Source organism: Alphaproteobacteria bacterium, from assembly GCA_017308135.1.
Taxonomy (GTDB): domain Bacteria; phylum Pseudomonadota; class Alphaproteobacteria; order CACIAM-22H2; family CACIAM-22H2; genus Tagaea.
Window position 1 is genome coordinate 704,207 of sequence record JAFKFM010000007.1, and the last position, 19,455, is coordinate 723,661.

The following is a 19,455-nucleotide window of genomic DNA, read 5'->3' on the forward strand; positions in this document are numbered from 1 at the left end:
GTGCCGATTACTCCGCGATCTCGACGCGGTAGTTCTCGATCACGGTGTTGGCCAGCAGCTTTTCGCACATGCGCTTGGCTTCGGCCTCGGCGGCGGCCTTGGTCTTGGCGTCGAGTTCGATCTCGACATAGCGGCCGACACGCACGTCGCCCACGCCCTTGAAGCCGAGACCCGAAAGCCCCGCCTGAACCGCTTTGCCCTGCACGTCCAGCACGCCGTTCTTCAGCGTGACGTGAATCTTCGCTTTCATGCTTTCTCGATCCCCCGGGATCACTGCATCGTTTCGGGGCCGCGCAGATCGCGCGGGCCGCTTTCGGGCAGGATGCCCAGACGACGGGCCACTTCCTGATACGCTTCCTCGACCTTGCCGAGATCGCGGCGGAAGCGGTCCTTGTCCATCTTCTCGTTCGTCTTGACGTCCCACAGACGGCAGGAATCCGGGCTGATCTCGTCGGCCAGGATGATCCGCATCTCGTCATGCTCGTTCCAGTGGCGGCCGAACTCGATCTTGAAATCGACCAGCTTGATGCCCACGCCCAGGAACAGACCCGACAGATAGTCGTTGATGCGCAAGGTCAGCGCCATGATGTCGTCGAGGTCGCGCGTATCGGCCCAGCCGAAGGCGGTGATGTGCTCCTCCGACACCATCGGATCGCCGAGCTCGTCGTTCTTGTAGCAATACTCGATGATCGAGCGCGGCAGGGGGGCGCCTTCCTGCAGGCCGAAGCGCTGGCAGAACGAGCCGGCGGCGACGTTGCGCACGATGATTTCCAGCGGCACGATTTCGACTTCGCGCACCAGCTGTTCGCGCATGTTGAGACGGCGGATGAAATGGGTCGGAATGCCCATCTCCTCCAAACGCGTCATCAGGAATTCCGAGATGCGGTTGTTGAGCACGCCCTTGCCGGTGATCGTGCCCTTCTTCTTGTTGTTGAACGCGGTCGCGTCGTCCTTGAAGTACTGGATGATCGTTCCGGGCTCGGGCCCTTCGAACAAAATCTTGGCCTTGCCTTCGTAGATTTGTTTACGGCGGGACATGCCCAACCCCCTGACGCGCGACGGGAAAAGCGGGCCCCCCTATAGCCCAGCGCATTCCCCCTCGCAATGCGGGGCTAACGTACTGATTCAGGTTAACGAAACGGCGTCGTAGACGATCGCGTCGGGGTGGCCGTGCGCGAAGCGCCAAACGGGCCGCGTATCGAGTCCCGCGCTGCGGGATGGCAACGCGATCAGCGACGTCGACGACGTGCCGAAACCGGAGGGGAGCGCGATGTTCATCGCCCCTTCTTCGCCGGCATCGGGGCCCCCTTGGCGCGCGGCCATCAGTTTTTCCCAGGCGGCCCAGTCGCCGGTCGCGGGATCGGGCGGCGGGACCTCGCGGAACAGCGGCAGGAAATGGCGCGTGCGCGGCGACGTCATGTCGTTGAGGTCGTAGGCGGTCAGCAGCGACACGCCTTCGCCGATCGGCATCACTTCCGGTGCGCCGCTGCCCGTGGCGCGGACCCAATAGGCGTCGCGATCGTCGCCGACGAACAGGTTGAACGGCCGATAGGCGCCCGCGTCGAGGGCCGCCAGCATTTCGGCGGCGTCCTTCGCGTCCGGAAAGTCCAGCGCGTCGAGCACCAACTCGCCACGGCTGCGCTTGCCCTCGGCGGGGCCCAACGTGCCGCGCCGGTTGAGGACGCAGGCGATCACGCCCGTGTCGCTCACGGCCACCCACGATCCGCCGGCCAAATCGTCGCGGCCCCCGATCACGTTCGGCCGATCCGGCCAATGGCGGCCGGGTGCCGTCCAGGGGCGCGACTTCATTTCGTCGCGATTGCCCGCGACGATCAGCGGCCATGCGTGGCCGGGACGGCGCAAAATCGCCAAAGTGCACATGAAAAAGGGATGTCCGGTTGCGATTGACCTGCTCTTCGCGGTCGCCTATGTCATGGGCAACGACCCATTCACGAGGGCCCGCAGATGACCAGCTTCGACGACCGCAAAAGCGCTTTCGAAAACAAGTTCAAGCACGATCAGGAAGTGCAGTTCAAGGTGAACGCGCGGCGCAACAAGCTCGTGGGTCTGTGGGCGGCGGAAAAGCTCGGCAAGACCGGGCCGGACGCGGATGCCTACGCCAAGGACGTCGTCGCCTCGGATTTCGACAAGGCGGGCGACGACGACGTGATCGAAAAGCTGGAAGCGGATCTCAAGGGCAAGGGCGTGTCGGTTGCCGACATCAAGGCCCAGCTCGCGCATTTCCTGCCGATCGCCAAGCAGCAGATCATGGAGCAGGGCTAAAAGGCCCAGACGATCTCCGCCGGACGGCCGCGCGCGATCGCGACGATCGCGAGCTGGCCGAAGCTGCGCGCCAGATGGCGCGCCGTCGCGATACGCATATCGCGCACGAAAAACCCGTCCTCGGCCCAGTCGCCGTCGCTGCCGATCCCTTGATGGGGCAGCGTACGATAGCCGCGCGCGGCCAGGATACGCGCCATCGCGCGGTTGCGCGCCGCGTTGGCGGCCGCGTTCGCGCGCTTGCCGAAGGGGTTCCAGCCGGTGATGAACACGCCGGTCGATCTCACCAAGGCTTCGATCTTCGGGTGCCGTTCGCCGATGCGCACGACGCGCCAAACGCCGCCGTCGCGCACGGCGTAATCGGTGTCGAGAAAGGCTTCGATCAGGCGGCTTGTCTTGCGCATGTCGCCAAACTAGCCCCGCCGCTCGAATCCCGGCAAATCTGATCCATGGAGTGGACCGACGAAGCGATCGTGCTGGGGCGGCGCACGCATGGGGAGCATGCGGCGATCGCGACCTTGTTCACGCGCGGGCACGGGCGGCATCTGGGCCTGGCGCGCGGCGGCGGGCACGGCAAAAGCGCGTCGGTCTTCGAAACCGGCAATCTCGTTTCCGCGTTCTGGCGCGCGCGCTTGGTCGAGCATTTGGGCAATTGGACCTGCGAGCTTGTCGCCGCCAATGCCGCCGCGTTGATGGACACGCCCGCGAAGCTCGAAGCGCTGGCGGCGTGTGCGGCGATCCTCGACGCGGTACTGCCCGAGCGCGAGCCGCATGAAGGCCTGTTCGACGCGACCAAGGCGATGCTGGCGCGGTTCGAGACGCGCGAATGGCGCGAAGCCTATGTGCAATGGGAAGTGCGCTGCCTTGCCGATCTCGGCTTCGGGCTCGATCTCGACTCCTGTGCGGCGACCGGCGTGATCGACGATCTGCGCTATGTCAGCCCCAAAACCGGCCGCGCCGTCTCGGCCGAGGCGGGGGCGCCCTATGCCGACCGTCTGTTCGTTTTGCCGGCTTTCCTGCGCGAAGGCGGGGCGGCCGGAAACGCCCGCGAATTGGTCGAAGCCCTGGAAATCACCGGACATTTTCTCGATCGCTATGTTTTGGCCCCGCAGACGAAGACCTTGCCGGGGGCCCGAGTCCGGCTTTATGAGCGCTGGCGACGGGAGTACCGCCGTCCCGAGGAAAGAAAATGACCGCGTCTTTTGCCGCCGAAATCAAACCCGTTCCGCTCGCCGATGCGTTGGGCGAGCGTTATCTCGCCTACGCGCTGTCCACGATCATGGCGCGCTCGCTGCCCGATGTGCGCGACGGATTGAAGCCCGTCCATCGCCGTTTGCTCTGGGCGATGCAGCAGCTGCGCCTCGATCCCGAGACCGGGTTCAAGAAATGCGCGCGCGTCGTCGGCGACGTCATCGGTAAGTATCACCCGCATGGCGACCAGTCGGTTTACGACGCGCTGGTCCGCCTCGCACAGGATTTCGCGCAGCGCTATACGCTGGTCGACGGCCAAGGCAATTTCGGCAATATCGACGGCGATAACGCCGCCGCGATGCGATACACCGAAGCGCGCCTCACCTCCGTCGCCGTCGAATTGCTGCGCGGTCTCGACGAGAACGCGGTCGACTTCCGCGCGACTTACGACGGCGAAGGCGAAGAGCCCGTCGTTCTGCCCGCCGCCTTCCCGAATTTGCTCGCGAACGGTGCCGCCGGCATCGCCGTCGGCATGGCGACCAATATTCCGCCGCACAACATCGTCGAGATCTGCAACGCGCTGCTGCATCTGATCAAGACGCCCAACGCGCGCGTCGCCACGCTGGTCGATCTGATGCCGGGCCCCGATTTCCCGACCGGCGGCATTCTGGTCGAAACGCGCGAAACGCTCGTCCAGGCCTACGAAACCGGCCGCGGTTCGCTGCGCGTGCGCGCGAAATGGGCGGTCGAGGAATTGCCGCGCGCGGCGTGGCAGATCGTCGTCACTGAAATTCCCTATCAGGTTCAGAAGTCGAAGCTGATCGAGAAGGTCGCGGAGCTGCTTCAGGCCAAGAAACTGCCGCTGCTCGCCGATATCCGCGATGAATCGGACGAGAACGTGCGCCTGGTGCTGGAGCCCAAGAGCCGCAACGTCGATCCCAAGATGATGATGGAATCGCTGTTCCGGACCTGCGATCTGGAAACGCGCTTCGCCCTCAACATGAACGTGCTCGACGCGGACAACGTGCCGCGCGTGATGGATCTGAAGGAAGTGCTTCAGGCCTATCTCGATCACCGCCATGTCGTGCTGACGCGCCGCTCGGAACACCGTCTCGGCCAGATCGACCGGCGCTTGGAAATCCTCGGCGGCTTGCTGATCGCGTATTTGAACATCGACGCGGTCATCAAGATCATCCGCAACGAGGACGAGCCCAAGCCCGTGATGATGAAGAAATGGGGGCTCACGGAAGTTCAGGCCGAAGCGATCCTGAATATGCGTCTGCGCTCTTTGCGCAAGCTCGAGGAATTCGAGATCCGTAAGGAAAACGACGCACTGACCAAGGAGAAGAAGGAGCTTCAGGGCCTGCTGAAAAGCGAAGACAAGCGCTGGGCCGCGATCGCGACCGAAATCCAGGAACTGAAGGCGAAATACGGACCGCGCACGCCGCTGGGCAAGCGGCGCACCGAAGTCGCCGATGCGCCCGCCGAATTGATCGTGCCGGTCGAAGCCTTCATCGAGCGCGAAGACCTCACCGTCGTCGTCTCCGACAAGGGTTGGGTGCGCGCCTTCAAGGGCCATCTCGACGATCAGGCCGTGAAGGACATCCGCTACAAGGACGGCGACAAGCAGCGCTTCGTCGAGCGCACGAATTCCGCCGACAAGCTGATGGTGTTCGCGACCAACGGGCGCTTCTACACGCTGGGTTGCGACAAGCTGCCGCGCGGGCGCGGCGACGGCGAGCCGATTAAGGTGACGCTGGAACTGGGCAACGACGTCGATCTGGTCGACGTGTTCATCCACAAGCCCGACCGCAAGCTGGTCGTCGCGTCGTCGGCGGGTTACGGCTTCGTGGTCCCCGAAGCCGAATGCGTCGCGCAGACGCGCCAGGGCAAGCAGGTGCTCAACGTGGGCGAGGGCGGGGAAGCCGCCGCCGTCTGCACGGTGGAGGGCGATACGCTGGCCGTGCAGGGGACGAACCGCAAGCTGCTGCTGTTCCCCTTGTCCGAATTGCCGGAAATGTCGCGCGGCAAGGGCGTCATCCTGCAGCGTTATTCGAAGGGCGGCGCGCTCTACAAAATCCGCACCTTCAATATCGCGAAGGGCTGGCCGATGGGCTTCGCCAATTCGGATGCGCGCGAAAACGCGCCCAAGCATTGGGTCGGTGCGCGCAGCCAAACGGGCTTGCTGCCGCCCAAGGGCTTCCGGTTCGATTAAGCGTCGTCAGGCGGCTTCGCGCGCGATCCGCTTGACGCCGCGCAGGTCGACCGTCCGTCGCGCGCGGGCGAGGTCGAACGCGGCTTGCATGCGTAGCCACAGATCCGCCGAGCCGCCGATGGCGCGCTCGATCCGCACGGCCATTTCCGGCGTGACGGCGCTCGCACCCGACGTGACCTTGTAAAGCTGCTGGCGCGTGACGCCGAGCGCCTCGGCGGCGGCGGCCATCGACAGGCCCAGCGCGTCGAACTCGTCCTTCAGCAAGGCGCCGGGATGGGCGGGGGATTTGATCGTCGCGCGGCGCATCTGATCCTCATGCTTCGACAGGCTCAGCATGAGGATCAAGATAAGGCCTCATGGTGAGCCCGTCGAACCATGAGGCCACAGGAATTACGGGGCGCGCAAGATCGCTGCGCACTGGGCGGGCAGCTTGGGGCGCGGCGGGCCGGTCTGGACCTTGGGCGCCGCGCGCTGCGCTTCCTCGTCGCGCTTGCGCCGTTCGGCGGCGTCGAGGAACCACCAATCGAGCGTCGAATCGCAGCCGTCGCCCGCCGGTATCGCGGCTTGGCCAACGCAATCCTTGTTGTCCGGCGGGCAGGCGAGGCGAACATGGAAATGTTCGTTGTGCCCGCGCCACGGGCGGAGTTTGCGTATCCATGCGCGATCCGCCGCCGGCAGCGTTTCGCACAGATGCTTCTTGATCGCGAAATGCACGAGGATGCGGTCGACGCGGCGGTCCTCGGCCGCGAGTTTCAGCAATCGTGCATGACCTTTGCGCCAGGTCGCGGGATCGACGCGGCGTTCGTCTTGCGTCGTCAGCGTGACGATCGCGATCTCCTCGCGCGCGGCGGCCGGGAGGACGGGCTTGGGATCGATATTGAACCAGATATCGGCGTCGAGCCCGTTCTGGTGGCTGCCATGCAGCGACGCCATCGGCCCGCCGCGCGGCTGGGCGACGTCGCCGATATAGAGATCGGCGAAACCCGCCGTCTTGGCCCGCGTCCCCAGATCGCGGATGAAGGAGATCGTCGCGGGATGGCCCCATTGCCGATTGCGCGACACGCGCACGGCCTGATAGCCGGGCCCGTCGGGCGGCAGGCGTTCCGCGCCGGCGAGACATCCCGTCGCCGGTCCGCCGATGACGCGCGCGGGGCCCGGCACGGGCAGCTTCACGTCGCCCCATTCTTTGCCAATGGCAGGCGACGCGAACAACGCCAACGCCGCGATCAGCACTTTAAGCCGCATCGGCTTCCTCCAGCGCTTGGGCGGCCGCAAGCCAGCGCGCCTCGGCCGCGTCGACGCGTTCGACCGCGTCCTTGTGGCGCTTGGCGAGATCGGCGGCCTTCGCCGGATCGTTGTAGACATTGGGATCGGCCAGCGCCGCGTCGAGCTTCGTCTTCTCGTCCGTGCGCTTGGCGAGTTCGGTTTCGGCGGCGGCGAGTTCCTTCTTGAGCGGTCCCAAAGCGGGTTTGGCGCGGCGCGGGGCCGGCGCCTCTGTTTTGGGCTTTTCGTCGGCGCCGCGCTGCGCACGCCGTTCGGCGAGGGAGAAGGCGCGATATTCCTCGAGGTCGCCTTCGAAAGGCTGTACCTGACCGTTCGCGACCAGCCACAGCCGGTCGCAGGTCAGTTCCAGCAAGCTCCAATCATGAGTCACGAGGATGACGGCACCGGCGAAATCGCCGATCGCGGCGACGAGGCGCTCGCGGCTCGCCATATCCAGATGGTTCGTCGGCTCGTCGAGAATCAGCAATTGCGGGCGATGCGCCGTTGCCAAAGCGAAGGCAAGCCGCGCTTTCTCGCCGCCCGACAGTTTTCCGGTCGGCGTTTCGGCCTTGATGCCGGAGAAGCCGAAGCGGGCGAGGCGCGCCCGCAGCTGCTCGTTATTGTCCTGCGGGCGCAAATCGGCGAGATGCAGCAGCGCCGAACGCGACAGGTCGAATTCCTCGACCTGATGCTGCGCGAAGAAACCGACTTCCAGATTGCGCGCGCGGGTTTCGCGCCCGTCCATCGGCGACAAGCGCCCGCCGAACAATTTGGCGAGGGTCGATTTGCCGTTGCCGTTGGCGCCGAGCAAGCCGATACGGTCGTCGGGATCGAGGCGCAGATCGATGCCGCGCAGGATCGGCTTGCCGGGCACATAGCCGACCGAGGCCTTGTCGTAGGTGATCAACGGCGGGCGCGGCATTTCCGGTTCGGGGAACTCGAAGCGCACCGATTCCTCGTCCTGCTCGACGACGATGGGCGTGAGCTTGGCGAGCGCCTTCAAGCGCGACTGCGCTTGGCGCGCCTTCGTCGCCTTGTAGCGGAAGCGATCGACGAAGGCCTGCATATGCTTGCGCTGCGCATCGACCTTCGCGGCCATCGCCGATTGCTGGGCGAGGCGTTCCTGGCGCTGGCGCTCGAAGGAATCGTAATCGCCCGCGTAAAGCGTCAAGCGGCGATGTTCGAGATGCAGGATATGCGTGCAGACGGCGTTCAGCAGGCGCCGGTCGTGGCTGACGACCAGCAGCGTGCAGGGAATGCGCTGCAGATAATCCTCGAGCCACAAGGCGCTTTCGAGATCGAGATGGTTCGTCGGCTCGTCGAGCAGCAGCACGTCGGGCCGCGAGAACAGAACGGCGGCTAGCGCCACGCGCATCCGCCAGCCGCCGGAGAAATCGGACAGCGGCTGCGCTTGCTTGCCCGCATCGAAACCCAGACCCGCGAGAATCGACGCGGCACGGGACGGGGCGGCATAGGCGTCGATCTCGGCGAGGCGCGTATGGATATCGGCCACACGCTCGCCATCCGCCCCCGCTTCTTCCTCGGCCAGCAACGCGGCGCGTTCGGTATCGGCGGCGAGGACGAATGCCAACGGTGTCGTGGGACCGCCGGGGGCTTCCTGCGCCACCCAGCCGAGTCTGGCGCGCTTGGGCAGCGCGATCAGGCCTTTGTCGGGGGTCGCCACGCCGCGCAGGCAGGACAGCAGCGTGGATTTGCCCGCCCCGTTGCGGCCCACGAGGCCCACGCGCTTGCCGTCCGGCACCTGGACCGAGGAATCCTCGATCAGGGTCAGGCCGGCCACGCGCAAGGTTAGGGAGTCGATCGTGATCATCGCGCTTCCCTATAGCCCATAGGGAACGTAATTTCAGCGCCCAATGACCGACGAACTCGCCAAACGTACCCTGGCCGCCGCGGCGATCGCGCGTGCCGCCGGGGAATTGCAGCGCAAATTCTTCGCCGACCGCGCCTCCATCGGCATGACCTTCAAAGGGCCGCAGGATTACCTGACGGTCGCCGACGGGGCGGTCGAAAAGCTCGTCATGGGGCTAATCCGCGAGGCGTTCCCCAAGGACGACGTGCTGGGCGAGGAAACCGGCGGCAGCAAGGATACGCGTGCTTTGTGGGTCATCGACCCGATCGACGGCACGGCGAATTTCGCCAACGGGATCGCGCATTTCTGCATTTCGATCGCCTATATGCATGAGGGCGAGGCGGAAATCGGCGCGATCTACGATCCCATGCGCGACGAGATGTTCCTGGCGCGGCGGGGCCACTTCGCCACCTGCAACGGCCGCCCGATGAAGGTGACGGCGGTCGACGATTTGAAGCGCGCGCAGATCGAGCTTGGCTGGTCGACGCGCCGCCCGGTCGAAGCCTATACGGGCATGATCGAGCGCACGGTGAAGGCCGGGGCGTCGTTCCGCCGCGCGGGTTCCGGGGCGCTGGGCATCGCCTATGTCGCCGACGGCCGCGCGGACGGCTATGTCGAGCTTCACATCAATTCCTGGGATTGCCTCGCGGGGATCGTGATGACGCGCGAAGCGGGCGGGCGCGTGAACGACTTCCTGGGCGAAGGCGGAATCGACAAGGGCGCCCCCGTGCTCTGCGCCAACCCCGCCTTGTACGAACCGATCCGCAAACTCGCCGGGCTCTAAAATGCGCCTTGCGCATGCGGGACGCGGCGGACGACCGGATGCGACGGCGGCACTTCTCCAACGCCTGATCGCCAGACCGGGTCCGCATTGTCTGGCGTTGCGCTTGGCGTTGCGCGAGGTCGAGCGTGCGCTCGAACCCGTGCTGATCGCGTGCCTGTCGGGGCGCGTGCGGCTTGCGATCGAAGTGCCGGCGGGCGAGCCGGCCCCGGTCGCGCATGCGATCACCGGGCTGGCGGCACGCCTCGGCCGCCGCCGGCCGCGCATCGGCTTGGTCGAAGGGCACGATCTGCTGGCGACGCAATCGGGCGCCGGGTTGCTCGGCACGCCGTGCGATCCGCCGCCGCCGCCGGATTCCACGTTGATCGCCGCGAGCGTGCGCTTCGGCGCGGCACCCTTGGTGGGGCTGTTCGCCAAGGGGGCGGAAGTCGTCGTCAGCGGGCCGTTGGCGCCGTCGGCGCTTTCGATTGCGTTTGCGCGCTATGCCCATCGCTGGCCGGTCGAGGATTACGCGCGGCTCGCGTCCGCCGCCGCTGCGGGCCGTATCCTGTCGGCCGGTGCGGGGGCGGCCGGCGGCGATCTTTACGATCCCGCTTTCGACAAACTCCCCGAAGCGGGCCTGCCGCTGGTCGAGATCGCCGAAGATGGCGCGCTGGCGTTCGAGACTTCGACCGGTGCGTCGCCCGCGCACGCAGCACTGGTGCTGTCGCTGCTCGACGGCGTGGAAAACCCGCGCACGGTCGCCGATCCCGATCTGACGCTGGATCTCGACGACACGACGCTGATCGGCGGCAAGCTCACGGGCGTCAAAGGAAGTGCGGCGCCGGATCATTTGCCCGGCACGCTGGTCTTCGAAACCGGTTTCGCGGGCGAGGGTGAACTTGCTTATGGCGGGACGGGGGCGGCGGGCCGTGCGCTAACGGCCGCGCGCGAATTGGAAACGCGCTTGAAATCGCTGCTCGGCGACGAGCGCTTCCGCGTCGAAATCGTCGGCGTCGAATCCGCGACGCGCGGCGCCATCGATCGCGCCGCCGATCTCGCCGTCATGCCCGGCAAGGATGTGCGCTTGCGCTTGGCCTTGCGCGCGGCGGCGAAGGAAACGGTCGAGGCGGCGCTGGCCGAATTCGCGTCGCTATCGGGCTTCGGTCCGGCAGGGGCGGGCGGCGTGCGCCTCGCGATCCATCCCGAGCGGCGAGTCAGCGCCGCGAAGATTCCCGCCCATTACGTGCGCCCGCGCGTCGGCTTGCTGGAGGCCGAGGCATGAGCGCGCTCGTCCAGCTCCGCTTGCTGGCGCATGCCCGCGCGCGCGTGGTCGGAAGTTCGTTGATCATCGCGTTAACCCTGCGCGATCCCGGCGATTGGCGCAGCGTGCGCGCCGGGGCGACGGCGGCGAAAGTCGGGGCGTGGTTCTCGTTCTTGCGGCCGCGCGCCGTGCGCCGGACGGAGCTCGCGGGGCTGACGTCGTTCCATTTCCGTTTCGAGAATGTCGCGGGCGCCGGGCGCGGCCACGATCTCGCCTTCGATCTCGACGGCCGCGCCTTCGCCCAAAAGCTTCTGGACATGCCGGTTCAGGTCCAAGCCGAGCGCGCGGAGAAGTTGACTTCGCGCCTGCTTGACCCCATTTGATCGGTCCCATGGACCTCCAGCAAATCCTCGATCTCGTCCGCGACAACGGCAACGCCGTCTACACCCTGGTGGCGACCGGCGCGTTCTGGAACTCCATGCTGATGCCGTTGTTCGCGGGTTACGCGGTGCAGCTCGGCGCGCTGGATTATTGGCCGACCGTCGCCGCGGTGTTCGCCGGCGGCGTGATCGGCGACGAGGTGCGCTTTTGGCTCGCCCGCCGCTTCGGGCCGCAGCTATTCGACGCGATGCCGCGCTTGCGCAACGGGATCGAGCGCGCGGCGCGCGTCGTCGACAAGCATCATTGGTGGATGATGTTCGTCTATCGCTACCCGCACGGCATTCGCGGTTTGGCGGGCTTCGCCTTCGGCCTGTCGACCATGCCGCGCGGCCGGTTTCTGGCGCTCAACCTCGTCTCGGCGGCGATCTGGTCGAATTTGCTGGTCGGCATCGGCTACGGCTTTGCCCATGTCTCCGACAAAGCATTGGGCGAAACCGCGACGACCACGGCTTTGGGCCTGCTGGTCGTGTTCATGGCGCTGGCTTGGTATTTGTCCAAGCGCCTCGAAGCCTCGATCGAAAAAGCGAACTAAAGCGCGCTGTCGAGGCCGGTCGTGCCGCGCGTATCGGCGCCGGTAAGCTCGGCGCCGCGCAAATCCGCGCCGGTGAAATCGCAATCCAGCAGGATCGCATCCTTCAGATTGGCGTTGCGCAGATCGGCGCGGCGCAGCACCGCCGCCGCCAAATCGGCTTTGTGCAGATTGGCGCCGCGCAGATCGGCCCCCGTCAGATTGGCCTCGCGCAGGCGCGTGTTCCAGTTGCGCTGGCTCATCGTATCGACCGGCATGGGCGACAAATCGGCGTCGCGCAATTTGGCGCCGGTCAGCGTGGCCTTGTCGAGTTTCGAGCCTTGGAGCTTCGCCGACACCAGATCGCAATTCGACATGAAGGCGGAGGAGAAATCCGCCATCTGGAAATAGCCGCCGGTCAGCTTGGCGTCGCGCAGGATCGACAGGCCCAAACGCCCGGCGGAAAGGTTGACGCCCGGCGCATTGAGGCTGGCGAGATTGACGCGCTCGAAATCGGCTTGCGCGCCGTTGCGTCCTTCGGTCTTCAGCCATTCCAGATGATCGATGAAGATCTGCTGGATCGATTTTTCCAGGCTGTCGATATTGACCGGCAGCACGGCCTTGGACGTGTCGACGCGCGCCAAATCCTTGGTGCCGAAATTCGACGCGGTCAAATCCGCACCGTCGAGATTGGTGTTCTCGAGCAACGCGCCCGATAGCGTGGCGCCGTGCAGGATGCAGTTCGAAAGATTGGCGTTGGTGAGATCGGCCCCCGTTAGCACCACGCCCGACAGATCGGAATTCGAAAGATCCGCCTCGCGCAGCACCGCGCCGCGCAGGATGCAGCCGGTAAGGTCCGTGCGTGGGCCGAACACGCGGCTCATCTTCGCGTTGGTCATATCCGCATGATTGAACTTCGCGTCGGTGATGACCGCACCCTGACGCTGGTTGTTGTGGTACGAGAAATTGCCGTCCTTATCGCGCACGATGATGAAGCCGTCGCGGATATCGGCCCCGGTCAGGTTGGCGCGTTCGAGATTGGCGCGCTTCAATTGGGCGCCGCGCATATCGGCCTTGGTAAGATCGGCCTCGTGCAAATCGCAGCCCGACAAATCGGCGCCGAACAGATTGGCGCGCACCAGCTTCGCACCGCCGAAATCGGACTCGCACAGATAGGCGCCGACCAGCTCCGCTTCCGAAAGATTGCGCCCGCGCATATTCATGCGCTCGGCGATTTTGAAGGACAGCACCAGGCGCATGCCGCCCGTGATGCCCCGCACCATCTTCTCGTGAAGCGTGGCGGCCTGATTGAGTTCCTGTTGGCTGACCTTGCTGCTGGCCATTCGGCGTACCGTCCATGTTATTCTTGGATAATGCGTCGTCCGCGCGCGGTGGTAAAGTCCCGTGCGGAAAGGCTCTTTCGGCTCGGATGTTCCACCTGAAAGTTTTCGCCCTGGCGGCTGTATTCGGGCTCGGCGCCTATGCCGTGATCCTAGGCATTATCCATGTGACGCGGGCGCTGGGTTTCATCGATTGGGTGATGCGATGAACCTCGCCGCCCATCTGCTGCGTAACGCCAAGCGCGATCCGGCCGGTCCCGCTTTGGGGCGCGGCGATGCGGTCGTCGCCGATTGGGCTGGCATGGCCGCCCAAGTCGCCCAGCTGGCGGGCGGATTGCGCGGACTGGGATACGCAGCTGGAACGCGCATCGCCATTGTCGCCGCGAATTCGACCGATTATGCGGTGGCGATCTACGCGATCTGGTGGGCGGGCTATGCGGCCGTACCGGTCAACGTGAAGCTCCACCCCAAGGAGCTCGCTTATTGCCTCGACCATTCGCAAGCGGCGCTGGTCTTCCATTCGCGCGACATGGGCGAGAACGTCGCCGCGAGCGGCAGTTCGGCGCGCATGGTCGAGATCGGCGGGGCGGATTGGCGCAAGCTCTTCGCCGATCCGATCGATCTCGCGCCTGCCGAACCCGACGATCTGCTGTGGCTGTTCTACACCAGCGGCACGACCGGGCGGCCCAAGGGTGCCATGATCACCCATCGCAACGCGCTGGCGGTGGCGACGAGCTATTACGCCGATATCGATCCGCCGGAAGCGGGCGGCTGCTTGCTGCACGCGGCCCCGATGTCGCACGGTTCGGGGCTTTATATGTTCCCGACGCTCGCGATCGGTGCGACGCAAGTGGTGCCGGAAAGCGGCGGCTTCGATCCCGCCGAAATCCAGGCGCTGTGGAAGCGCTGGCATAAGGTCACGATGTTCGCGGCCCCGACGATGGTGAAGCGCTTGGTCGAGCATCCGGGGATCGAGCCCGGCAATCTGCGCGTCATCGTCTATGGCGGCGGGCCGATGTATGTCGCCGACCTCAAAGCCGCGATCGGCAAACTCGGCTATCGCTTCGCCCAGCTTTACGGCCAAGGCGAAAGCCCGATGTGCATCACCGGGATGACGCGCGCCGCGATCGAAGCCGCGCACAAGGCGGGCGACGACGCGATCCTGGGCTCGGTCGGCACGGCACAAACGGTCGTCGAGGTGCGCACGGCCGAAGACGGCGAAGTGCTGGTGCGTGGGGACAGCGTGATGAAAGGCTATTGGCGCGACGAAGCCGCCACGGCCAAGGCGCTGAAGGATGGCTGGCTGCACACCGGCGATGTCGGCGAATTCGACGCGCGCGGCTATCTCACGCTCAAAGATCGCTCCAAGGATCTGATCATCTCGGGCGGATCGAATATCTATCCGCGCGAGGTGGAGGAAGTGTTGCAACGCCATCCGGGCGTGGCGGAGGTCTCGGTCGTCGGGGCCGCTGATCCCGAATGGGGCGAAAGCGTCGTCGCCTTCGTCGTGCGGCGCGACGACAGCGTCACGCAAGCAGCGCTCGACGCGCTGTGCCTCGACAACATCGCGCGCTTCAAGCGCCCGAAACGTTATATCTTCGTCGACGCGCTGCCGAAAAACGCCTACGGCAAAATACTAAAAACGGAACTGCGCCAACGCCTTTCATAACGGGGAGGAGACATGGGCCGGCTGACGGGCAAGACCGCGATCGTGACGGGGGCGGGTTCGTCCGGTCCCGGCTGGGGCAACGGGAAGGCTGTTGCCGTGCTTTATGCGCGCGAAGGCGCCAAGGTCGCCTGCGTCGACATGAACCGCGCGGCGGCCGAGGAAACCGCCGCGATCATCCGCGACGAAGGCGGCGAATCGCAGGTGTTCGCCGCGGATGTCAGCGCCAAGCGCGATGTCGATACGTTGGTGGGCGAATGCCTCGCGCGTTGGGGGCGCATCGACATTCTGCACAACAATGTCGGCATCGTGACCAAAGGCGGGCCGGTCGAGCTCGACGAAGCGGATTGGGACCGCGTCGTGCGGATCAATCTCAAAAGCATGTTTTTGACCTGCAAGACCGTGCTGCCCGCGATGGTCCGGCAGTTCGAAGCGACCGGGAAGGGCGGGGCGATCGTCAACATCGCGTCGATCGCGGGCATTCGCTATTTGGGCGTGCCCTATATCGCCTACAGCACTACGAAGGGCGCCATCATCCCCTTCACCCAAGCGGTGGCGCTGGAATACGCCGCGCGCGGGGTGCGCGCCAATTGCGTGCTGCCCGGCTTGATGAACACGCCGATGATCGTCGAGCCGTTGAAGGGCGCCTATGGCGACGGCTCGGTCGAATCGATGATCGAGGCGCGCAACCGCCTATGCCCGACGGGCAAGATGGGCGACGCGTGGGATGTCGCCTACGCGTCGCTGTTCCTGGCGTCGGACGAAGCCAAATACGTGACCGGCGTGGCACTGCCGGTCGATGGCGGGGTCACGTTGAAGATTTCATGAATCCGCGCCGGAATATCAAAGGCGCGAGCGTGATGATGAAAATGATGCGGAACAGGTGATGTGCGGCCACCAGCGCCGCGTCGACCGACAACGCCAGCGCCACGAGGCTCATTTCCGCGAAGCCGCCGGGCGCGTAGGCGAGCACGAGCGCTTCGAAGCTTTCCGGCGTCACGCGCGCCATCACGGCGGCGAACAGAATCGCCAAGCCCAGCATGATCATCGTCACGACGAAGCCATGGCTCGCATGGCGCGCGATGACGGAAAGTTTGGAGCCCGCGAAACGCTGGCCGATCGCGCAACCCAGAACGATCTGCGCGGCGGCGACGATCTCGTAAGGCGGCTGGGCTTCGCTGAACCCGCCGATATGCACGGCCATCGATACGGCCATCGGCCCCAGCATCGTGCCCGCCGGCAGGCGAAACTTGATGCCGATATAGGCGCCCACGACGGCGCAGGCGGCGAGGATGCCGTAATCGCGCAACGCGACTTCCAGAATGCCGATCGTCGCTTTGGCGGGCAGCGGCCCGACCAAGCCTTCCAAGCGGAACCAAATCGGCACGATCAGCACCGTCGCCATGACGCGCACGGTATGGATCAGCGACAACACGCGCGGATCGGCGCCGTATTGGCTGCCGACCAGCGTCATCTCGGCGAGGCCGCCAGGCGTCGCGCCGAAAAACGCGGTCGTCTTGTCGTGCTTGGCGACGCGGCGCAGATAGACATAGGCGACACCGCCCGCGACGAAGACCCAAACGACCAGCGCCGCGAGCGTGTAGACCCATTCCCCCATGCGGCCGAGCACGGCGGGCGTGAAGCCGGAGCCGAGCAGCACGCCCAGGATGGTGACGAAGCCGTTGCGCAATTGGCGCGGCATCGCGACCTTGACGCCGGACATGGCGGCGATGGTCGTGAAACACATCGCGCCCAGCATCCAGGGTAGCGGCACGGTCAGATATTTGAAGAAGGCGCCGCCGATCGTGCCCAGAACGACCGCCAGGCCGATCGCGCGGAAGTCGAATTTCCCCATCAGCCGACGTAGCGGCCGAGACGCACCGCCGTTTGGCCCTTGCCCAAACGTTTCGACGGCATGATCAGCACGCAATTGTCGTAGGGTGTGAGAACCTTCTCGCGGCCGTCCGTCGCCAGCAATGTGCCCGCCTTCGGGATGGTTTCGAGGCCGATATAGGGATGCGCGAAAGCGAAATCGTCGCTGCGGATCGTCACGGCTTGCGTGACTTCGACGATCTTCTGCGGCTTGGGTGCGGGCGCCAAGTGCGGCGCGATCCAATCGCGCGACACCGCACCGGTCGCGAGCAGAAAGCGCAACGCCGTTTCCTTGGCGACGTCGCCGGATTTCTTTTCCCAATGCTGGCCGCATTCGACCAGCAGCGCGTTGCGGGGGGAAGCGGGATCGCCGAAGCCGGCATAGTCGCGCAGACGCTTGCCCGCCGCATGGCCCGCATCGGCGACGACGAATTCGGGCACGGACACGTCGCGTGCGAATTGCTTGCCCTTGTCGAGCGGGCCGCACAGCATCAGCGGCGGCGTGGCGTGCTGCATCGAATGGATGTCGAGCAGCAGATCGACCGTGTCGATGAACGGCCTTATGGCGCGCGCGCGCGCGAGTTCCGCCGAGCGGCGCGGCCCGTCGAGCGTTTCCTCGTTCCACAGGCGGTTGAAATCCTCGTCCACAAAGCGCGAGGCTTGCGGGTTTTTCGGATCGAACGAGAGATACGCGCCGATATTGCAGAACAAGAACGACAGCTTGCCGCGCTGGGGCCGGACACCTTCGCGCATCAGCCAATCGGCGGCGATGGCGCCGCAAAGCTCGTTGCCGTGCACGAGGGCGCTGACGCACACATGCGGGCCCGCCTTGCCGGAATCGAATGTGGTCGCGTAGTCGACGCCCGTATTGCCCTTGGCGTAGGCCGAGATGTCCGGCGGGGTCAGTTCGATCGGATAGTTGCTCTCGTCGGTCAAGGCACGGGTTCCCTTCACAGCAATCCGAACGCCTTGAGATCGGCTTCGAGTTTCGCGGGCGATTGGAAATGCACGGCGTGCATGCCCACCGCCTTGGCGCCCGCGACGTTCTTGGGCGAGTCGTCGATGAACAGGCATTGTTCGGCGGGTGCGCCGATATGCTTCAGCATCGTGCGATAGATCGCGGGATCGGGCTTGATCAATTTCTCGTCGCCCGACACCACGATATGGCGGAAGCGTTCCATGAACGCGAAGCGCCAGCGCGAACGCGGGAAGGTCTCGCCCGACCAGTTGGTCAAGCCGTAGAGCGGCACGTTCTTGGCGTGCAACCGTTCGAGCAGATCGACCGTGCCTTGAACGGCGCCGCCGACCGCGACTTCGTGGCCCGCGTAATAGGCGCGGATCAAATGCGCCTTGTCGGGGAAACGCGCGATCAATTCCGCTTCGGCGTCCGCAATGCTGCGGCCCGCGTCCTGCTTCACGTTCCATTCGGGCGTGCAAACGGTCGCGAGGAAATCCTCGATCGCCGCCATGTCGGGCAGCAGATGTTGATAGACGCGGCGCGGGTCCCAATCGACCAGCACGCCGCCGAAATCGAAGACGACAATGGAGGGGTTCATGCTGCTTTCGCTTCCAAACGTTCGACCATGCGGCGCAGGAATTGTTCGCACAACGCGATCTGTTCCAGCGCCACGAATTCATCGGGTTTATGGGCCTGGTCGATATCGCCGGGCCCGCAAATGACAGTGGGGATGCCGGCGGCTTCGAACAAGCCGGCCTCGGTGCCGAAGGCGACCTTGCCGGTCGCGTTGCCGCCCGAAGCCGCTTTGGCGACCTGCGTCACCGTCGCGTCTTCGTCGCCCTTCAAGCCGGGGAAGGCGGAAATCTGTTCGAAACGCACGCCGGTATCGGCGTGGATCGCCTTCATCTTCGGCTCGATCTCCTTGCGCACCCAGGCTTCCAGTTCGGCGAACAGAACCTTGGGATCGTGCACGGGCAGATGGCGGAATTCGAAATCGAAGCTGCAATCCTTCGGCACGATATTGAGCGCGGTGCCGCCGCGGATCACGCCGGTATGCGCGGTCGTGTGCGGAATGTCGAACTCGTCGTCGAACGGGCCGTCGGCCGCGAATTTCTCGTTCATGCGCGCGATGTAATCGACGATGCGCGCCGCGTATTGCACGGCGTTGACGCCGCGCGGGGCGAGCGAGGAATGGCATTCGAAGCCGCGCACATGGCCGCGGAATGAGAGCTTCCCCTTATGCGCGCGGATCACCTTCATGCTGGTGGGCTCGCCCACCACGCAGCCGACGGGCGACAGGCCGCGCTGCTTGATATCGGCGATGAGGCGGCGCACGCCGATGCAGCCCACTTCCTCGTCGTAGGAAAAGGCGAAATGGATCGGCGTCTTCAGCTTCGCCTTCTGGAATTCGGGCGCGAGCGACAGGCACACCGCGACGAAGCTTTTCATGTCGGTCGTGCCGCGCCCGTAGACGCGCCCGTCCTTCACGATCGGCTTGAACGGCTCGACCGTCCATTCCTGGCCGTCGATCGGCACGACGTCGGTATGGCCCGACAGCACGAGGCCGGGCTTGTCGGCCGGACCGATCGTCGCCCACAGATTGGCCTTTTTGCCGGTCTCGTCGAACACGAGATGCGAGTCGATGCCGAGTTTGCCGAGATAACCGCGCACCCAATCGATCAAGGCTAGATTGCTGTCGCGGCTGGTTGTGTCGAAGGAAACGAGCGTTTTGACGAGATCGAGGGCTTCCGGACTGGGGTCGCGACTCATGAAAAGGGGCATCCGTCGTGCGGGTTGCGAAGTTGCGGGCGAGTATGCCCAAACTGC

At 65.3% G+C, this 19,455-nt stretch carries 21 protein-coding genes; 9 read left to right on the plus strand and 12 right to left on the minus strand.

Annotated elements, in window-relative coordinates:
- Window positions 1–7: 7 nt before the first annotated feature.
- The 3 genes from purS to J0H39_07875 all read right to left on the minus strand — a co-directional run bounded on the left by purS (window position 8) and on the right by J0H39_07875 (window position 1,881).
- A complete protein-coding gene (gene purS / locus J0H39_07865) occupies window positions 8–250 on the minus strand; it encodes a phosphoribosylformylglycinamidine synthase subunit PurS (protein MBN9496655.1) in 243 nt (80 codons plus the stop codon).
- A gap of 20 nt (window positions 251–270) precedes the next feature.
- Window positions 271–1,038 carry a phosphoribosylaminoimidazolesuccinocarboxamide synthase gene (locus J0H39_07870; GenBank protein ID MBN9496656.1) on the minus strand — a complete coding sequence of 256 codons (768 nt, stop codon included), beginning with the start codon at window positions 1,036–1,038 and terminating at the stop codon, window positions 271–273.
- A gap of 87 nt (window positions 1,039–1,125) precedes the next feature.
- Window positions 1,126–1,881: an NRDE family protein gene (locus tag J0H39_07875; protein MBN9496657.1), complete on the minus strand. Its 756-nt coding sequence runs from the start codon at window positions 1,879–1,881 to the stop codon at window positions 1,126–1,128.
- A gap of 84 nt (window positions 1,882–1,965) precedes the next feature.
- Between J0H39_07875 and J0H39_07880 the strand changes: the two genes are divergently transcribed.
- Window positions 1,966–2,283: a DUF1476 domain-containing protein gene (locus J0H39_07880; GenBank protein MBN9496658.1), complete on the plus strand. Its 318-nt coding sequence runs from the start codon at window positions 1,966–1,968 to the stop codon at window positions 2,281–2,283.
- Here the strand turns inward: J0H39_07880 and J0H39_07885 are convergent.
- Window positions 2,280–2,684 carry a DUF3293 domain-containing protein gene (locus J0H39_07885; protein ID MBN9496659.1) on the minus strand — a complete coding sequence of 135 codons (405 nt, stop codon included), beginning with the start codon at window positions 2,682–2,684 and terminating at the stop codon, window positions 2,280–2,282. The two genes, J0H39_07880 and J0H39_07885, sit on opposite strands and share 4 nt — an antisense overlap.
- Before the next feature lie 45 nt (window positions 2,685–2,729).
- Here J0H39_07885 and recO point away from each other — a divergent pair, with 45 nt between their 5' ends.
- Window positions 2,730–3,473, plus strand: coding sequence for a DNA repair protein RecO (gene recO, locus J0H39_07890; GenBank protein MBN9496660.1), 744 nt, complete (start codon window positions 2,730–2,732; stop codon window positions 3,471–3,473).
- A complete protein-coding gene (gene parC / locus J0H39_07895; GenBank protein MBN9496661.1) occupies window positions 3,470–5,686 on the plus strand; it encodes a DNA topoisomerase IV subunit A in 2,217 nt (738 codons plus the stop codon). Before recO ends, parC begins: the two co-directional genes overlap by 4 nt.
- A 6-nt stretch (window positions 5,687–5,692) precedes the next feature.
- Here the strand turns inward: parC and J0H39_07900 are convergent, their stop codons facing one another.
- From J0H39_07900 to J0H39_07910, 3 genes are all read right to left on the minus strand, one after another.
- Entirely contained in the window at window positions 5,693–5,992 is a 300-nt protein-coding gene (locus tag J0H39_07900) for a HigA family addiction module antidote protein (protein MBN9496662.1), read from the minus strand.
- A gap of 84 nt (window positions 5,993–6,076) precedes the next feature.
- A complete protein-coding gene (gene mepA, locus J0H39_07905) occupies window positions 6,077–6,931 on the minus strand; it encodes a penicillin-insensitive murein endopeptidase (protein MBN9496663.1) in 855 nt (284 codons plus the stop codon).
- Window positions 6,921–8,780: an ABC-F family ATP-binding cassette domain-containing protein gene (locus J0H39_07910; protein ID MBN9496664.1), complete on the minus strand. Its 1,860-nt coding sequence runs from the start codon at window positions 8,778–8,780 to the stop codon at window positions 6,921–6,923. The genes mepA and J0H39_07910 overlap by 11 nt, the downstream gene beginning before the upstream one ends.
- A 43-nt stretch (window positions 8,781–8,823) precedes the next feature.
- On the opposite strand from J0H39_07910, the gene J0H39_07915 reads away from it, so the two are divergent.
- The 4 genes from J0H39_07915 to J0H39_07930 are packed head-to-tail and all read left to right on the plus strand — an operon-like array spanning window position 8,824 to window position 11,816.
- Window positions 8,824–9,603, plus strand: coding sequence for an inositol monophosphatase (locus tag J0H39_07915; GenBank protein MBN9496665.1), 780 nt, complete (start codon window positions 8,824–8,826; stop codon window positions 9,601–9,603).
- 1 nt (window position 9,604) lies between these two features.
- Window positions 9,605–10,864: an acyclic terpene utilization AtuA family protein gene (locus J0H39_07920; protein ID MBN9496666.1), complete on the plus strand. Its 1,260-nt coding sequence runs from the start codon at window positions 9,605–9,607 to the stop codon at window positions 10,862–10,864.
- Window positions 10,861–11,226 carry a hypothetical protein gene (locus tag J0H39_07925; protein ID MBN9496667.1) on the plus strand — a complete coding sequence of 122 codons (366 nt, stop codon included), beginning with the start codon at window positions 10,861–10,863 and terminating at the stop codon, window positions 11,224–11,226. The genes J0H39_07920 and J0H39_07925 overlap by 4 nt, the downstream gene beginning before the upstream one ends.
- 8 nt (window positions 11,227–11,234) lie before the next feature.
- Entirely contained in the window at window positions 11,235–11,816 is a 582-nt protein-coding gene (locus J0H39_07930) for a DedA family protein (protein MBN9496668.1), read from the plus strand.
- Here the strand turns inward: J0H39_07930 and J0H39_07935 are convergent.
- Window positions 11,813–13,135, minus strand: a complete 1,323-nt coding sequence (locus J0H39_07935) for a pentapeptide repeat-containing protein (GenBank protein MBN9496669.1) — start codon at window positions 13,133–13,135, stop codon at window positions 11,813–11,815. The genes J0H39_07930 and J0H39_07935 overlap by 4 nt on opposite strands.
- A 202-nt stretch (window positions 13,136–13,337) precedes the next feature.
- On the opposite strand from J0H39_07935, the gene J0H39_07940 reads away from it, so the two are divergent.
- Both J0H39_07940 and J0H39_07945 read left to right on the plus strand, forming a co-directional pair.
- Window positions 13,338–14,801, plus strand: a complete 1,464-nt coding sequence (locus J0H39_07940; protein ID MBN9496670.1) for an AMP-binding protein — start codon at window positions 13,338–13,340, stop codon at window positions 14,799–14,801.
- 12 nt (window positions 14,802–14,813) lie between these two features.
- Window positions 14,814–15,626, plus strand: coding sequence for an SDR family oxidoreductase (locus J0H39_07945; GenBank protein ID MBN9496671.1), 813 nt, complete (start codon window positions 14,814–14,816; stop codon window positions 15,624–15,626).
- Here J0H39_07945 and J0H39_07950 read toward each other — a convergent pair.
- The 4 genes from J0H39_07950 to argE are packed head-to-tail and all read right to left on the minus strand — an operon-like array spanning window position 15,607 to window position 19,410.
- On the minus strand, window positions 15,607–16,653 hold the full coding sequence (locus tag J0H39_07950) for an AbrB family transcriptional regulator (GenBank protein ID MBN9496672.1): 1,047 nt from the start codon (window positions 16,651–16,653) through the stop codon (window positions 15,607–15,609). The genes J0H39_07945 and J0H39_07950 overlap by 20 nt on opposite strands.
- A complete protein-coding gene (locus J0H39_07955; GenBank protein ID MBN9496673.1) occupies window positions 16,653–17,606 on the minus strand; it encodes a succinylglutamate desuccinylase/aspartoacylase family protein in 954 nt (317 codons plus the stop codon). Before J0H39_07955 ends, J0H39_07950 begins: the two co-directional genes overlap by 1 nt.
- 14 nt (window positions 17,607–17,620) lie before the next feature.
- Window positions 17,621–18,226 carry an HAD family phosphatase gene (locus tag J0H39_07960; protein MBN9496674.1) on the minus strand — a complete coding sequence of 202 codons (606 nt, stop codon included), beginning with the start codon at window positions 18,224–18,226 and terminating at the stop codon, window positions 17,621–17,623.
- A complete protein-coding gene (gene argE / locus J0H39_07965) occupies window positions 18,223–19,410 on the minus strand; it encodes an acetylornithine deacetylase (GenBank protein ID MBN9496675.1) in 1,188 nt (395 codons plus the stop codon). The genes J0H39_07960 and argE overlap by 4 nt, the downstream gene beginning before the upstream one ends.
- Window positions 19,411–19,455: the final 45 nt, after the last annotated feature.

Bases quoted from the DNA above. Each gene is read 5' to 3' on its own strand.
- J0H39_07945 (MBN9496671.1), top strand. From the start codon at position 14,814: ATGGGCCGGCTGACGGGCAAGACCGCGATCGTGACGGGGGCGGGTTCG.
- recO (MBN9496660.1), top strand. From the start codon at position 2,730: ATGGAGTGGACCGACGAAGCGATCGTGCTGGGGCGGCGCACGCATGGG.
- J0H39_07960 (MBN9496674.1), bottom strand. From the start codon at position 18,226: ATGAACCCCTCCATTGTCGTCTTCGATTTCGGCGGCGTGCTGGTCGAT.
- J0H39_07915 (MBN9496665.1), top strand. From the start codon at position 8,824: ATGACCGACGAACTCGCCAAACGTACCCTGGCCGCCGCGGCGATCGCG.
- J0H39_07910 (MBN9496664.1), bottom strand. From the start codon at position 8,780: ATGATCACGATCGACTCCCTAACCTTGCGCGTGGCCGGCCTGACCCTG.
- J0H39_07920 (MBN9496666.1), top strand. From the start codon at position 9,605: ATGCGCCTTGCGCATGCGGGACGCGGCGGACGACCGGATGCGACGGCG.
- purS (MBN9496655.1), bottom strand. From the start codon at position 250: ATGAAAGCGAAGATTCACGTCACGCTGAAGAACGGCGTGCTGGACGTG.
- J0H39_07950 (MBN9496672.1), bottom strand. From the start codon at position 16,653: ATGGGGAAATTCGACTTCCGCGCGATCGGCCTGGCGGTCGTTCTGGGC.
- J0H39_07940 (MBN9496670.1), top strand. From the start codon at position 13,338: ATGAACCTCGCCGCCCATCTGCTGCGTAACGCCAAGCGCGATCCGGCC.
- J0H39_07885 (MBN9496659.1), bottom strand. From the start codon at position 2,684: ATGCGCAAGACAAGCCGCCTGATCGAAGCCTTTCTCGACACCGATTAC.
- J0H39_07900 (MBN9496662.1), bottom strand. From the start codon at position 5,992: ATGCGCCGCGCGACGATCAAATCCCCCGCCCATCCCGGCGCCTTGCTG.
- J0H39_07935 (MBN9496669.1), bottom strand. From the start codon at position 13,135: ATGGCCAGCAGCAAGGTCAGCCAACAGGAACTCAATCAGGCCGCCACG.
- mepA (MBN9496663.1), bottom strand. From the start codon at position 6,931: ATGCGGCTTAAAGTGCTGATCGCGGCGTTGGCGTTGTTCGCGTCGCCT.
- argE (MBN9496675.1), bottom strand. From the start codon at position 19,410: ATGCCCCTTTTCATGAGTCGCGACCCCAGTCCGGAAGCCCTCGATCTC.
- parC (MBN9496661.1), top strand. From the start codon at position 3,470: ATGACCGCGTCTTTTGCCGCCGAAATCAAACCCGTTCCGCTCGCCGAT.
- J0H39_07930 (MBN9496668.1), top strand. From the start codon at position 11,235: ATGGACCTCCAGCAAATCCTCGATCTCGTCCGCGACAACGGCAACGCC.
- J0H39_07880 (MBN9496658.1), top strand. From the start codon at position 1,966: ATGACCAGCTTCGACGACCGCAAAAGCGCTTTCGAAAACAAGTTCAAG.
- J0H39_07925 (MBN9496667.1), top strand. From the start codon at position 10,861: ATGAGCGCGCTCGTCCAGCTCCGCTTGCTGGCGCATGCCCGCGCGCGC.
- J0H39_07875 (MBN9496657.1), bottom strand. From the start codon at position 1,881: ATGTGCACTTTGGCGATTTTGCGCCGTCCCGGCCACGCATGGCCGCTG.
- J0H39_07870 (MBN9496656.1), bottom strand. From the start codon at position 1,038: ATGTCCCGCCGTAAACAAATCTACGAAGGCAAGGCCAAGATTTTGTTC.